Source organism: Acidithiobacillus sp. HP-11 (assembly GCF_015100075.1).
Classification (GTDB): Bacteria; Pseudomonadota; Gammaproteobacteria; order Acidithiobacillales; family Acidithiobacillaceae; genus Acidithiobacillus; species Acidithiobacillus thiooxidans.
Genome location: NZ_JACKYY010000003.1, coordinates 35,001 through 48,189, shown reverse-complemented (window position 1 = coordinate 48,189; position 13,189 = coordinate 35,001). Strand labels below are relative to the sequence as shown.

Annotated in this window: 10 protein-coding genes, 1 tRNA gene and 1 rRNA gene (1 of these 12 running past the window's edge); 10 read left to right on the top strand and 2 right to left on the bottom strand. The window is 54.1% G+C overall.

The genetic code is table 11. The features are described 5' to 3' along the window. Window positions 1-2: 2 nt before the first annotated feature. Both trxB and arsH read right to left on the bottom strand, forming a co-directional pair. Window positions 3-971 carry a thioredoxin-disulfide reductase gene (gene trxB / locus H7F08_RS01545; protein ID WP_024894034.1) on the bottom strand — a complete coding sequence of 323 codons (969 nt, stop codon included), beginning with the start codon at window positions 969-971 and terminating at the stop codon, window positions 3-5. A 119-nt stretch (window positions 972-1,090) separates the two neighbouring features. Further along, window positions 1,091-1,804, bottom strand: a complete 714-nt coding sequence (gene arsH, locus H7F08_RS01540; protein ID WP_142089430.1) for an arsenical resistance protein ArsH — start codon at window positions 1,802-1,804, stop codon at window positions 1,091-1,093. Between the two features lie 210 nt (window positions 1,805-2,014). Between arsH and H7F08_RS01535 the strand changes: the two genes are divergently transcribed. From H7F08_RS01535 to H7F08_RS01490, 10 genes are all read left to right on the top strand, one after another. Beyond that, window positions 2,015-3,442, top strand: a complete 1,428-nt coding sequence (locus H7F08_RS01535; protein WP_193639703.1) for an APC family permease — start codon at window positions 2,015-2,017, stop codon at window positions 3,440-3,442. Window positions 3,443-3,611: 169 nt separating this feature from the next. Continuing rightward, window positions 3,612-5,876: a DNA translocase FtsK gene (locus tag H7F08_RS15690; protein WP_193639731.1), complete on the top strand. Its 2,265-nt coding sequence runs from the start codon at window positions 3,612-3,614 to the stop codon at window positions 5,874-5,876. Continuing rightward, window positions 5,848-6,522: an outer membrane lipoprotein chaperone LolA gene (gene lolA / locus H7F08_RS01525; RefSeq protein ID WP_193639702.1), complete on the top strand. Its 675-nt coding sequence runs from the start codon at window positions 5,848-5,850 to the stop codon at window positions 6,520-6,522. Before H7F08_RS15690 ends, lolA begins: the two co-directional genes overlap by 29 nt. Window positions 6,523-6,540: 18 nt before the next feature. Continuing rightward, on the top strand, window positions 6,541-7,596 hold the full coding sequence (locus H7F08_RS01520) for an OmpP1/FadL family transporter (RefSeq protein ID WP_075322161.1): 1,056 nt from the start codon (window positions 6,541-6,543) through the stop codon (window positions 7,594-7,596). 26 nt (window positions 7,597-7,622) lie between these two features. After that, a complete protein-coding gene (locus H7F08_RS01515; protein ID WP_193639701.1) occupies window positions 7,623-8,948 on the top strand; it encodes a replication-associated recombination protein A in 1,326 nt (441 codons plus the stop codon). Beyond that, window positions 8,941-10,206: a serine--tRNA ligase gene (gene serS / locus H7F08_RS01510; RefSeq protein ID WP_193639700.1), complete on the top strand. Its 1,266-nt coding sequence runs from the start codon at window positions 8,941-8,943 to the stop codon at window positions 10,204-10,206. The genes H7F08_RS01515 and serS overlap by 8 nt, the downstream gene beginning before the upstream one ends. A 6-nt stretch (window positions 10,207-10,212) precedes the next feature. Beyond that, window positions 10,213-10,452, top strand: coding sequence for a Rho-binding antiterminator (locus H7F08_RS01505; protein ID WP_193639699.1), 240 nt, complete (start codon window positions 10,213-10,215; stop codon window positions 10,450-10,452). Next, complete coding sequence (locus tag H7F08_RS01500; RefSeq protein ID WP_193639698.1) at window positions 10,442-11,488, top strand: L,D-transpeptidase family protein; 1,047 nt, start codon at window positions 10,442-10,444, stop codon at window positions 11,486-11,488. The genes H7F08_RS01505 and H7F08_RS01500 overlap by 11 nt, the downstream gene beginning before the upstream one ends. 150 nt (window positions 11,489-11,638) lie before the next feature. Further along, window positions 11,639-11,715 (top strand) — tRNA-Met (locus H7F08_RS01495). A 125-nt stretch (window positions 11,716-11,840) separates the two neighbouring features. Further along, a 16S ribosomal RNA gene (locus H7F08_RS01490) occupies window positions 11,841-13,189 on the top strand (it continues 187 nt past the right edge of the window).

Below are 13,189 nucleotides of genomic sequence, written 5' to 3'. Positions count from 1 at the left end.
CTTCAATCCTCCTGTTGCTCCAGCCAGCGTTCTGCATCCAGAGCCGCCATACAGCCCGTTCCGGCGCTGGTGACCGCTTGCCGGTACACATAATCCTGGACATCACCGGCGGCAAAAACGCCTTCAATGCTGGTTGCTGTAGCCATCCCGTCACGCCCGCCACGGGTAATCAGGTAACCACCTGCATCCATTTCCAGTTGTCCCTTGAAAATGTCGGTGTTGGGTTTATGGCCAATGGCAATAAATACCCCCATCAAAGCTAGGTCCTGGGTATTACCGTTTTCTATATGCTTGATCCGCAGTCCGGTGACGCCCGACTGATCGCCCAGCACTTCATCTACGGCATGATCCCAGATGATGGTCACGTTTTCCTTGGCCATCAGCTTGTCCTGCAGGATTTTTTCGGCACGAAACTTATTGCGACGATGGACTACCGTGACATGCTTGGCAATATTGCTCAGATAAAGCGCTTCTTCGACGGCCGTATTTCCACCGCCGATGACGGCGACATCCTGATTGCGATAGAAAAAGCCGTCGCAGGTGGCGCAAGCTGAAACGCCTTTGCCGCGAAACTTTTCTTCGCTGGGCAGACCCAGATATTTGGCAGAGGCCCCCGTCGCCAGAATCAGGGCATCACAGGTGTAATTGTGTTGATCCCCACTGAGTTGGAAGGGTCGCTGGCTCAGGTCGGCCTTATGAATATGATCAAACACCATTTCCGTATCAAAGCGCCGTGCCTGTTTTTCCAGTTCCTGCATCAGTTCCGGACCCATGATGCCCTCTGCAGCACCAGGCCAGTTGTCTACATCGGTCGTTGTCATTAATTGACCACCAGGCTCCATCCCTTGCACCAGCAGGGGTTGGAGATTGGCCCGCGCTGCGTAAATGGCAGCCGTGTAGCCACCGGGGCCTGAACCCAGAATCATTAATCGGGCGTGTTTGCTATCAATGATGCTTTTGGAGTCGCTCATCGGGTTCCTCATCAGTCAGGGTGTGGATTCAGTTTAACATCAACCGGGAAGACCTGTAACGAATGCGGGGATGAATTTATCCCGCCACGCTGTTATCGGTTGCGGGCCGATTTCATCATTTATATTTCTTTCTGATTCACTCTTCGCGATAACTCCTCAGCAGATTCCTTGCGTTCGGAATATCGGTCTGTCAGGTAATCACTTTGTCCTCGCGTCAGTAAGGTGAATTTCATCAATTCTTCCATAACATCCACCACCCGGTCATAGTAGGCAGAGGGTTTCATGCGTCCTGCCTCATCGAACTCCAGAAAGGCTTTGGGCACCGAGGACTGATTCGGTATGGTGATCATGCGCATCCAGCGACCCAAAATCCGCATCTGATTAACCGTGTTAAAGGACTGTGAGCCTCCGCAAACCTGCAGCAATGCCAGGGTTTTTCCCTGGCTCGGTCTTACTGCTCCGGAGTTCAGCGGAATCCAGTCGATTTGTGACTTGAATACTCCGGTCATTGCGCCATGCCGTTCGGGTGAACACCAAACCTGCCCTTCCGACCATTCTACCAGCTCCCGCAACTCAATGACTTTGGGGTGGGTTGCGGGCGCATCATCGGGCAGCGGTAAGCCACTGGGATGAAATACCCGCGTTTCCGCCCCAAAATGGCGTAATAGTCGCTCTGCTTCCAGGGTCAGCAGCCGGCTGTAGGATTTTTCCCGATTGGAGCCATAGAGCAGCAATATACGAGGCGGATGTTGAGTGGCCGCAGTACCGGTCAGACGGTTTTTATCCGGTTGCTGCAGCAGGCTCTCGGTGATGTTGGGAAGATCATCAGACACAACAGTTCTCCATGATGAACAGCTCGGCAAATGATAAATGCCTACACATTTTGTAAGCAGTGTTGATGAGTGCCGGCTATTTGTCAATACTACAAGCATTATTCGCGGATTTGTTTTGATGGTTTTGGGTGTCCCGAAATTGCATAGTTGACAGTAAGGTTTGCGATTGGCAATAATGCAACAAAGTTGCAAATAGAAAGGTTGTCAGTTATGGAAAAAGCATCTGCCGCTCCCGAAACCCTGCAAGAGGATGTGGTCAGTCTCTGGGGGCTGATCAGCCAGAGCATCTCCGGTATGGCGCCCACCTGTGATGTGGTAGCCTTCATGACGGCGGGTGCGGCCTTTGCGCTGGTGGCTCTACCCCTGTCCTACCTCTGGGCTTTTGCGCTCATGTTCATCGAAATGAACACTATTTATCACCTCAGCAAGCATCGTGCTTCAGCCGGCGGATACTACGCCTATGTGGCTGCTGGTCTGGGGGCCAGACCAGCCTTGCTGACCGGTTTCATGGTGGTGTTCTACCAGTTGCTCAGTGTTGCTGCTATTCCGGTTTATGTGGGTGGGGTATTTCTGCCGGGGCTGGCAAAAAGTCTGGGTTATCCCTTACCTGCCTGGTTCTGGTTGGTATCTATTGTGTTTTTCATTGGTATTCCGTGGTTACTCAGTATTTCCGGGATTCGCCCCAGTATTCGCGTGGTGGCCATTACCAGTTTTGTGGAAGTAGCGTTTCTGGTAGTGGCGTCCATGCTTATTATTGTCAAAGCGGCACCCGTGCATCCTCTGGCCCCGTTTAGTATTCCGACCGATGGTTTCAAAGGCGTGGCCATGGGTATGATTTTCGCCATCACCAGTTTTATCGGGATAGGCAGCCACACGCCCCTCGGCGAGGAAGTGCGCGGACCCCGAACCCAGCGTGGCAGGCTCATCGGTAAGGCGGCATTACTGTCTTTGACGCTGGTGGGCGCAGCGCTGGTGCTTTCTGCCTACGCCTTGACCGTTGGCTGGGGTCCCGCCGATATGGCGAGTTTTGCTCATGCCGACGCGCCGGGTGTGACCGTATTTCTGCGTTATCTTGGCCCGGTGGGTGGCATGGCGCTGGTCATTCTCGCCATTAATAGTGCCATGGCCGATAGTCTTGCCTTGCTGAACAGCTCTTCCCGGGTACTGTTTGCCATTGGTCGCGATGCGCTGATTTCCGAACGCTTTGCCCAGGTCAGCAATACCCGGGCTCCACAACGCAGCATCTCGGTTATTACCGGGCTGACTATTGTTGTTGCGGTGCTGGCCGTCGCCGTATTCGGGTCCAGTAATGGCTTTAATGTTCTGACCACGGCGGTCCTGTTTGGTCTGGTCACCGCACATACTTTCATGAATGTGTCCTTGATGCGTCTGGCCCATGCGGATCACGAAGGAACCAGCACACGTCTGTTCTATCATTTTCTCCTGCCGATCGTAGCCACCGGTCTGTTCTGGTGGGTGTTATATGAATCCATTGTCCCGCTGGCCTATCCACTGGACTGGTCGTTGGCAGCCTGGCTGGGTTTTACTCTTTTGGTTCTGGCCTATGTGTTCCGGATTCATGGCCGCATTCATCCCGATCATCGGCACCATCTGGGTACTGTTCGCGACCCGCAATGAGTTCTCCGAATGCTTCATTATGAGGCGCTAACAGCGCCATTTGTAAGTGTTTCTTATGCTCCTGAAGCTTGACACTGGCGTATGCCTCGTTTAGCTTGCGATCATGAGTTCTGCTGCCCGTAATGCCTCCCGAACCACCCGACCGACCCCGGCCGGGCCATCCAAAGCCATGCCCGGAAAACCCTGGCGCCGTGAAGCCCTGTTACTGGTTATGCTGGCCATCGCCCTATTCATGACCATGTCTCTGCTGAGTTTTTCTACTGCAGATCCCAGCTGGTTCAATAGTGGAAAAGGCGAGGCTGTACAAAATTGGGGAGGAGAGGCCGGATCTTATCTGGCAGGGTTTCTGGTGCAGTTTTTGGGGATGTCGGCCTGGTTGCTCCCTCTGGCGTTAATCGGGTGGGTCGCGCAACTCTGGAATCACTGGTTTCGCCAACGACCCGGCCGACGTCTTGCCCCGGTGGGGGGGCTGGCCATTTTTTTGGGCTTGATGACATTTTTGGCGATAGTTTGGCCACCTGCCTGGTGGTCGGTCACAGGAACCCTTGCCGGTGGTATCGTGGGCCAGGAAATTGCTCAGTTCTTTGAGCCTCTCATTGGTTCCGGTGGAAGTGCATTGCTGTTTTTTGCAGTATTTGTCTTCGGCCTGTTTTTACTGACGGGCCTTGGGCCACGGGAAATGCTGGCAAAATTCCAGCAGGAATCGGACCGGCTGAGTGGCCTGAACTTGTTCGCGCGTTTGCCGCTACCCCGCTTCTCGCGGCGGCAGACAGGCCAGTTGCAACCCAAGGTTTCAGCGCCGCTTCCGGCAGCTATTCCGGAAAAAGCAAAACCCGCTGTTGAGAAAGCCCCCGGCTTTTTTGCAGCGAAAAAACCGCGTCCAATGACTGCTTCATCAGCAGCTAAAAATACCCGGCAGATGCCGCTACCGGCACCGGTCGGCCCGCCTCGGGCTGATGGTCTTCCCGATCTGGCGCTTTTGGATCCGGCAGATCCTATGGATCCCACGGGACAACTGGATCCAGAAACACTCGCCCAGCAGTCACGCATGCTGGAAGAGAAAATGGCGGATTTTGGTGTCCAGGCCTCGGTAGTCGCTGCCAATCCCGGCCCCGTAATTACCCGCTTTGAAATTGAGCCCGCTCCCGGTGTCAAGGTGAGTCAGGTGGCCGGGCTCAGCAAGGATCTCTCGCGGGTGTTGGCAGCCCGGGTACGCGTAGTGGAAGCGATTCCGGGTAAGGCGACCATGGGCATTGAGGTGCCCAACCCTAAGCGACGCACAGTAAGACTTTCTGAAATTCTCTCCAGCTCCGGTTTTAGCCACAGTAAAAGTTTTCTGACTTTGGCTTTGGGCCAGGATATTGGTGGCCAGCCTGTTTCGGCTGACCTCGCCAAAATGCCGCATCTTTTGGTAGCAGGCACTACCGGCGCGGGGAAATCGGTGGGTGTCAACGCCATGATTCTCAGCATCCTCTTCAAAGCGACTGCTGAAGAGGTACGCCTTATCATGGTTGATCCCAAAATGCTGGAATTGTCCATTTACGAGGGTATTCCCCATCTTTTAGCGCCGGTGGTCACCGATATGAAAGAGGCGGCCAATGCGCTGCGCTGGTGTGTGGCCGAAATGGAAAGACGTTACAAGCTGATGGCTTTTGTCGGGGTGCGCAATCTGGCCGGATATAATCAAAAAGTCCAGGAGGCCCTGAGTGCAGGACATCCTCTGCCGGGTCCCGATAAGGATCTGGATGGCGAACCTGTCAGCTTGAGCAAGTTGCCGGCTATTGTAGTGATTATCGATGAATTTGCAGATTTGATGATGGTAGTCGGCAAGCAGGTGGAAACGCTGATTACCCGGCTCGCCCAAAAAGCCAGAGCGGCAGGATTGCATCTGATTATGGCTACCCAGCGTCCTTCTGTAGATGTAATCACCGGCCTGATCAAGGCCAATGTCCCAACCCGTATTGCCTTTCAGGTTTCTTCCCGCATTGACTCACGCACCATTCTCGATCAGATGGGTGCAGAAACCCTGCTGGGCCAGGGGGATATGCTGTATCTGCCGCCGGGTTCCGGCTATCCCCAGCGCGTGCACGGCGCCTTTGTGAGTGATGACGAAGTCCATCGCGTAGTGGAATCCTTACGCCAATTGGGTGCACCCCAATATGATGAGCGCATTTTACAGGGTGGTGAAAGTATAGATGGTGAGGATATGGATGGTGGCGGAGGTGAAGATGCTGATCCCCTTTACGATCAGGCTGTGGCTATTGTCACCACCAGTCGCAAGGCCAGTATTTCTTACGTGCAGCGCCAACTGAAGGTAGGCTATAATCGCGCCGCACGCATGATCGAAGAAATGGAAAGAGTGGGTGTTGTTGGCCCTTTGCAAAGTAACGGGAGCAGAGAAATTTATGCAGCAGCACCACCAGGTCGTGATTGAATTAAAGCGGCGTAGTGTTTCACGCTATTTGCAAATACTGGGCGCGGCCTGCTTGCTGGGCTGGAGTGCCTGGGCGAATGCCGCCTCCGGTCTGGATATTTTGCATCATTTTTTTCAGAGTACGCACACCATTACCGCGCAATTCAGCCAGGAAGTGGCCAACCATAATGGTCAGATTGTCAAAAAAGCCGGCGGTACCTTGTGGATTTCCCGGCCCGGTAAATTTCGCTGGGATTATAGTGGCCCCAATGGACAGACCATAGTTTCCAACGGGCTGAAGGTCTGGTTGTATGAGCCCGCCCTGCAACAGGTAACCGTTCAACCTTTGGGCAAGGCGCTGGGATCCACTCCCGCTGCATTAATTGCCGGAAATGATGACTTGAGTCAGCGTTTCAACATCAGCGATCTGGGTGTCAAAAATCAGCTTCACTGGTTGTTGCTGCGGCCTAAAAATGGTCAGGACCAGGGTTTTACTGCGTTGCGCCTGGGCTTTGATACTGCAGGAATCCTGAAGGAAATGCGTATGGAAGATGCCTTCCAGCAGGAGACTGTCCTGCATTTCACGCATGTAGAAATTAATCATGCCATTCCCAGCCATGAGTTCCAGTTTACGACTCCGGCCGGAGTAGATGTTCTTTCGCAATAAACTTTTCTGGAGTCGTTCATGCGTAATGCCAAAATTGCTTTGACCCTGCTTGCCTTGGGAGTTTTCGTCAGCGTGCAGGCCCAGGCATCAGGATTTGCGGTGCCCACATCGGTGGTGGGACTTTCCGAAGCGGGAGCCACGGTAGCCGATGCCGGCCCCGTCAGCAGTTTTGCGGTTAATCCAGCAGATATGGTGTTTTTCCCGGGGACGCGCGCCAGCCTGGACGTGGTAGCATCAGAACCCAGCTATAAAAGAAATGGTGAGGGTGCCAGCAATAATCTCCTGATTATGCCCAATTTGTTTGTAACCCACCGTTTCAACGACCTGCCTTTGGCGCTTGGCTTGGGCATTACATCTCCTTACGGCATCAATTCAACCTGGCCTGCAGGGACTTTTGGAACGTCACAGACCACCCCCGATAAAAATGATCTGCGCATCATCGACATCAATCCCGGTGTGGCCTATATGATCCTGCCCAATTTAAGCATTGGTGCGGGGGTGGATTATTATCAAAGTCTGAGCGCCAATTTCCCTGAAAAGTCAGGTAATGGCGGTGGTGTGGGTGGCAATGTTGGCTTATTTTACACTACCGAAACTTTTAATGCCGGTTTGAGTTATCGCTCAACGGCCAATTTGGAAGGAGACATCAGTCTGCCCAGCCGCCTTCAGGCCGGTGTACGTTACCGCTTTACGCCGGCTTTTGCTACGGAACTGGATGTAGACTGGAATGACTGGAGTAATACCCGCCTGCCGGGTTACGGCAATTTGGGCTGGAAATCGGCGCTTGCCTATCGTTTGGGTTTGAGCTACCACTTCAGTCAGTACCTGGCTCTGCGTGGTGGTCTCGCCCATGAAGACAGCCCCACTGATGGCAGCAGTATTCAGGCCGCCGCACCAGCACCCAGCAGTAATTTGCTGTCCTTCGGATTAGGTATTGGACTGGGACATTGGCAGTACGATCTCGGCGCTTCCTATGCGCTTTCCGGTAATACGACTTCCTATGCCGGTCCCTATGCGGGCACTTACAAAGCCAGTACCTTTAATTTTGGTGCGGCCATTTCCCGGAATTTTTGAGTCAGGGCAGCAACGGAGCTTCCTGCTTGAGTACCACGCATGATCTCCGGCCTCTGGCGGCGCGACTGCGACCCCGGAGCCTGGAAGATTATGTCGGTCAAAAGCATCTTTTAGGCGATAACGGTCCACTGCGTGCCATGTTGCGCTCCCGGCATCTCCATTCCATGATTTTATGGGGGCCTCCGGGCACGGGTAAAACCACCCTTGCCCAGTTGTTGGCGCGTTCAGCCGGGTGTCAGTTTCAAATTCTTTCGGCGGTTAACAGTGGTGTCAGGGAAATTCGCGCCGCCATCAGCAGTGCCGAGCAGACCCGGGCTCAGGGGCAAGATACCGTTCTTTTTATTGATGAGATCCATCGCTTTAACAAAGCTCAGCAAGATGCCCTGCTTCCCTATGTGGAAGAAGGCGTTATTATCCTGATTGGGGCCACGACTGAAAATCCCAGTTTCGCTCTCGTCAACGCGCTGCTTTCCAGAGCACGGGTTTATGTACTCAAGGCTCTGGATGTCACCGATCTGGCGCACATTCTGGAGCGGGCGCTGAGTGATGAAATCCAGGGCCTTGGCGCCATCTCCATTGATTTTCCCCCGGAGTTGCGACAGGGCCTGCTACAGGCTGCAGATGGGGACGCCCGCCGGCTTCTCAATTTGCTGGATCTGGCCGTACAACTTGCCGAGCGGCATGAGGATGCCGTCAAGATCACGGCCCAGGTGCTGATTGCCGCAACCGGGCAAAGCTGGCGCCGTTTTGACAAGGGTGGCGAAGCCTTTTACGACGAAATCTCGGCTTTTCATAAATCCCTGCGGGGTTCTGATCCTGACGCTGCCCTGTACTGGCTGGCAAGAATGCTGGATGGTGGTGCCGATCCTCTCTATCTGGCCCGGCGCTTGGTCAGGATGGCCTCAGAAGATGTGGGTCTCGCCGATCCCCGGGCGCTGGAAATGGCTTTGGCAGCCAGGGACGCCTATCAGTTTCTAGGTAGTCCCGAGGGTGAACTGGCCCTGGCCCAGGTGACGGTTTACCTGGCCAGCAGTCCCAAAAGTAATCGGGTTTATACGGCATGGAACAAGGCTCAGGCCCTGGTGAAAGCGGGCACCAGCCAGGAGGTCCCCCTGCATCTGCGCAATGCCCCGACCAAATTACTCAAAACACTGGATTACGGCAAAGAATATCAATACGATCACGATTATCCGGATGCTATTGCCCCCAATCAGGAATATTTTCCGGCAAGGCTGATCGGAACCCGTTTTTATGATCCCAGCGAACGTGGCCTGGAAACGCGTATTCAGGAGCGCCTGCGCTGGATTCGCGCCCATCGTTCAACTACTCAAGAGAAAACCCCGAATGCTTGATCCTAATTTGCTGCGCAATGAACCGGAAGCTGTTGCTGCTGGATTGGCCCGTCGTCATTTCAAGCTCGATGTGTCTGCCTTGACCGCCCTGGATCAACAGCGAAAATCGTTGCAAATTCAGATGGAAGAACAGCGCAACGCGCGTAATGAGGCCTCTCGTGAAATTGCCCAGGCGCGCCGGCAAGGCTTGGATATCACGGCGATGCAAAATGCAGCGGGGCAGTATGGAGAAACCATCAAGGCCCTGGAGCAGTCTCTGGAAATCGTCCTGCAGCAATGGGAGGCGCTGGTCAGCAGCTTGCCTAATATTCCCCAGGCTTCCGTCCCTGATGGACATGATGAAGCCGATAACGTGCCGGTAAGGCATTGGGGAACGCCTCGCGAATTTTCATTTACGCCCAAAGATCATGTGGACCTGGGTGAGGCTTTGGGTATTCTCGATTTTGCAGCAGGGGTACGCCTGGCCGGCGCCCGCTTTGTCGTGTTACGTGGCCTGGGCGCCCGACTGGAAAGGGCTTTGACCCAGTTTATGCTGGACCTGCACGTCACTGCCCATGCCTACACGGAAATTGCTCCGCCTTTTTTGGCGAATTCCGAATCTCTGTTCGGCACCGGACAATTACCCAAGTTTGAAGAAGATCTTTTTGCGCTGCGCGATGATCCCTATTACCTGATACCAACTGCCGAAGTGCCCCTGACCAACTTGTTGCGCGGTGAAATCGTCAGCACGCTTCCCCAACAGTTTTGTGCCTATACGCCCTGTTTCCGGCGTGAAGCGGGCGCTTATGGGCGCGATACCCGGGGCATGATTCGCCAGCATCAATTTGACAAGGTAGAGCTGGTGCAGGTGGTTCGTCCCGAAGATTCTGCTACCGCTCTGGAAGAACTCACCGGGCATGCCGAAAAAATATTGCAATTACTGGAGCTGCCTTACCGGGTAATGGCTCTGTGTGCGGGAGATATGGGTTTTAGTGCGGCCCGGACTTATGACCTCGAAGTGTGGTTGCCGGGTCAAAGTCAATATCGGGAAATCAGCTCCTGCAGCAATTTTGAAAGCTTTCAGGCCCGTCGCCTGCAGCTCCGGTATCGTGGTGAGGATGGTAAGCCGCAGTTGGTGCACACCCTGAATGGTTCTGGTCTCGCCATTGGCCGGACCCTGGTGGCCTTGCTTGAAAATCATCAACAGGCTGATGGGAGTGTGCATATTCCCGAAGTCCTGCGCCCCTATCTGGGCGGCATGGAAATACTCAGAGCATAAAAATCGATGCGCGACCCCTATGTGCCCGTTAGCTGTGCCTTGCACAGCGCTCTGGAGCTGGCAGCCCTGCAACATAAATCGGTAGTCCTGCAAATGCGCGATGGCAGTCAGTTAGCAGGGCAGATTCTGGATGTCTGGACCGCTGACGGACGCGAGTGGCTCAAACTACGAAATGCTCATCAAGAACAAATTATTGATCTCACCCTCATCGATCATCTTCAGGAATCCCCTCTTCATGAACATTAAGCTCATTCGTTTTATTCTGTGTGGCGGTTTGCTGCTGGATACAACTTGCGCCTTTTCAGCCGAATTTCCTCTCCCTCCAGCTGGAAGCAATATGGTTGGTCAGCTGCGGGTGGTCCTGGCACGTCATCAGGATACCCTGCTCGACATCGCCCGCCATTACGACGTGGGTTATAACGAAATCCGGGCGGCCAATCCGGGTGTGGATCCCTGGTTGCCCGGTGCGGGCACCCGGGTGCTGGTGCCAACCGAATATGTTCTGCCGCCCAAACCCTGGCAGGGCATTATTATTAATATACCGGCCCGCCGCCTGTTCTATTTTCCGGCAGATCAGAGAGTCGTGTACACCTTTCCGGTAGGTATATTCCGACCCAACTGGCCGGATCCGGTGGGGAGCACAAAAATCATCGCCAAGGTGAAAAACCCGACCTGGACAGTCCCGAAAAATATCCAGGAAGAACATGCCAAAGCGGGAGAGCCCATCCCGGACTTTTTCCCGGCAGGTCCCGATAACCCAATGGGCGAGCTGGCCCTCGAAACCGGCTGGTCACAAATATTCATCCACGGGACCAATAAGCCCTGGGGTGTAGGGATGCGTGTCAGTCATGGTTGTTTTCATGTGTATCCTGAAAACGAAGTGCAGTTATTCAAGATGGTCAAGGTCGGCACCCCGGTCAGAACCATCGACCAGCCCTACGTTGTGGGTAGTAATGGTAACGGAAACCTGTACTTGCAAAGCTTTGAACCGGTTGAAGCCTACCATAAGGGCGGAAATAACCAGCAGCGTGCCGTGGATGCCATTACCGCATTCAGTAGCAGTCAGCATCAGGGCTGGACCATCAACTGGCAGCGAGTCATCAATCTGGTGCAGAAACCAAATACTGTTCCTGTAGCCATCAATATTAATACGCCTGACCTGCAGACGGTGGCAGACCAGTTAAGCGCGCAATCCTATGATTTTGCCCCCTATGGCGACAATGCAAATACTGCCACACCACCACCAGCACCGGTAACCATTGGAAATACGCCGAAATCATGAAGGACAAAACATTCAAAAAAAGTGCTTGCACACCCCCAGACCCGCATGTATAGTGCGCTCTCTCGACGGGGCAACGGTCCTGAAAGAGAGCGACAAAGCAACTAGGTATTGACAGTAAATTAACTTACCCAGTATCATTGTCGACCCTGTTGCGGGGTGGAGCAGCTTGGCAGCTCGTCGGGCTCATAACCCGAAGGTCGTAGGTTCAAATCCTACCCCCGCTACCAAGATTCGCAGTATGCAGTTTCGTTCTTTAAAAGCCGAGTGGAGATGTGTGGGGTTTAGGCCCAGGCTGTATTTGGTACGATTTATTGTACTGAATATGGTAGAAGTTGAAGAAATTGTATGGATTGAACTTAAGAGTTTGATCCTGGCTCAGATTGAACGCTGGCGGCATGCCTAACACATGCAAGTCGAACGGTAACAGGTCTTCGGATGCTGACGAGTGGCGGACGGGTGAGTAATGCGTAGGAATCTGTCTTTGAGTGGGGGACAACCCAGGGAAACTTGGGCTAATACCGCATAAGCCCTGAGGGGGAAAGCGGGGGATCTTCGGACCTCGCGCTGGAAGAGGAGCCTACGTCTGATTAGCTAGTTGGTAGGGTAAAGGCCTACCAAGGCGACGATCGGTAGCTGGTCTGAGAGGACGACCAGCCACACTGGGACTGAGACACGGCCCAGACTCCTACGGGAGGCAGCAGTGGGGAATTTTTCGCAATGGGGGCAACCCTGACGAAGCAATGCCGCGTGAATGAAGAAGGCCTTCGGGTTGTAAAGTTCTTTCGTGGAGGACGAAAAGGTGGGTGCTAATACCGCCTGCTGTTGACGTGAATCCAAGAAGAAGCACCGGCTAACTCCGTGCCAGCAGCCGCGGTAATACGGGGGGTGCAAGCGTTAATCGGAATCACTGGGCGTAAAGGGTGCGTAGGCGGTGCATTAGGTCTGTCGTGAAATCCCCGGGCTCAACCTGGGAATGGCGGTGGAAACCGGTGTACTAGAGTATGGGAGAGGGTGGTGGAATTCCAGGTGTAGCGGTGAAATGCGTAGAGATCTGGAGGAACATCAGTGGCGAAGGCGGCCACCTGGCCCAATACTGACGCTGAGGCACGAAAGCGTGGGGAGCAAACAGGATTAGATACCCTGGTAGTCCACGCCCTAAACGATGAATACTAGATGTTTGGTGCCAAGCGTACTGAGTGTCGTAGCTAACGCGATAAGTATTCCGCCTGGGAAGTACGGCCGCAAGGTTAAAACTCAAAGGAATTGACGGGGGCCCGCACAAGCGGTGGAGCATGTGGTTTAATTCGATGCAACGCGAAGAACCTTACCTGGGCTTGACATGTCTGGAATCCTGCAGAGATGCGGGAGTGCCCTTCGGGGAATCAGAACACAGGTGCTGCATGGCTGTCGTCAGCTCGTGTCGTGAGATGTTGGGTTAAGTCCCGCAACGAGCGCAACCCTTGTCCTTAGTTGCCAGCGGTTCGGCCGGGCACTCTAGGGAGACTGCCGGTGACAAACCGGAGGAAGGTGGGGATGACGTCAAGTCCTCATGGCCTTTATGTCCAGGGCTACACACGTGCTACAATGGCGCGTACAGAGGGAAGCCAAGCCGCGAGGTGGAGCAGACCCCAGAAAGCGCGTCGTAGTTCGGATTGCAGTCTGCAACTCGACTGCATGAAGTCGGAATCGCTAGTAATCGCG

Bases quoted from the DNA above. Each gene is read 5' to 3' on its own strand.
- H7F08_RS01535 (WP_193639703.1), top strand. From the start codon at position 2,015: ATGGAAAAAGCATCTGCCGCTCCCGAAACCCTGCAAGAGGATGTGGTC.
- H7F08_RS01505 (WP_193639699.1), top strand. From the start codon at position 10,213: ATGCGCGACCCCTATGTGCCCGTTAGCTGTGCCTTGCACAGCGCTCTG.
- serS (WP_193639700.1), top strand. From the start codon at position 8,941: ATGCTTGATCCTAATTTGCTGCGCAATGAACCGGAAGCTGTTGCTGCT.
- lolA (WP_193639702.1), top strand. From the start codon at position 5,848: ATGCAGCAGCACCACCAGGTCGTGATTGAATTAAAGCGGCGTAGTGTT.
- H7F08_RS01500 (WP_193639698.1), top strand. From the start codon at position 10,442: ATGAACATTAAGCTCATTCGTTTTATTCTGTGTGGCGGTTTGCTGCTG.
- trxB (WP_024894034.1), bottom strand. From the start codon at position 971: ATGAGCGACTCCAAAAGCATCATTGATAGCAAACACGCCCGATTAATG.
- H7F08_RS01520 (WP_075322161.1), top strand. From the start codon at position 6,541: ATGCGTAATGCCAAAATTGCTTTGACCCTGCTTGCCTTGGGAGTTTTC.
- H7F08_RS15690 (WP_193639731.1), top strand. From the start codon at position 3,612: ATGCCCGGAAAACCCTGGCGCCGTGAAGCCCTGTTACTGGTTATGCTG.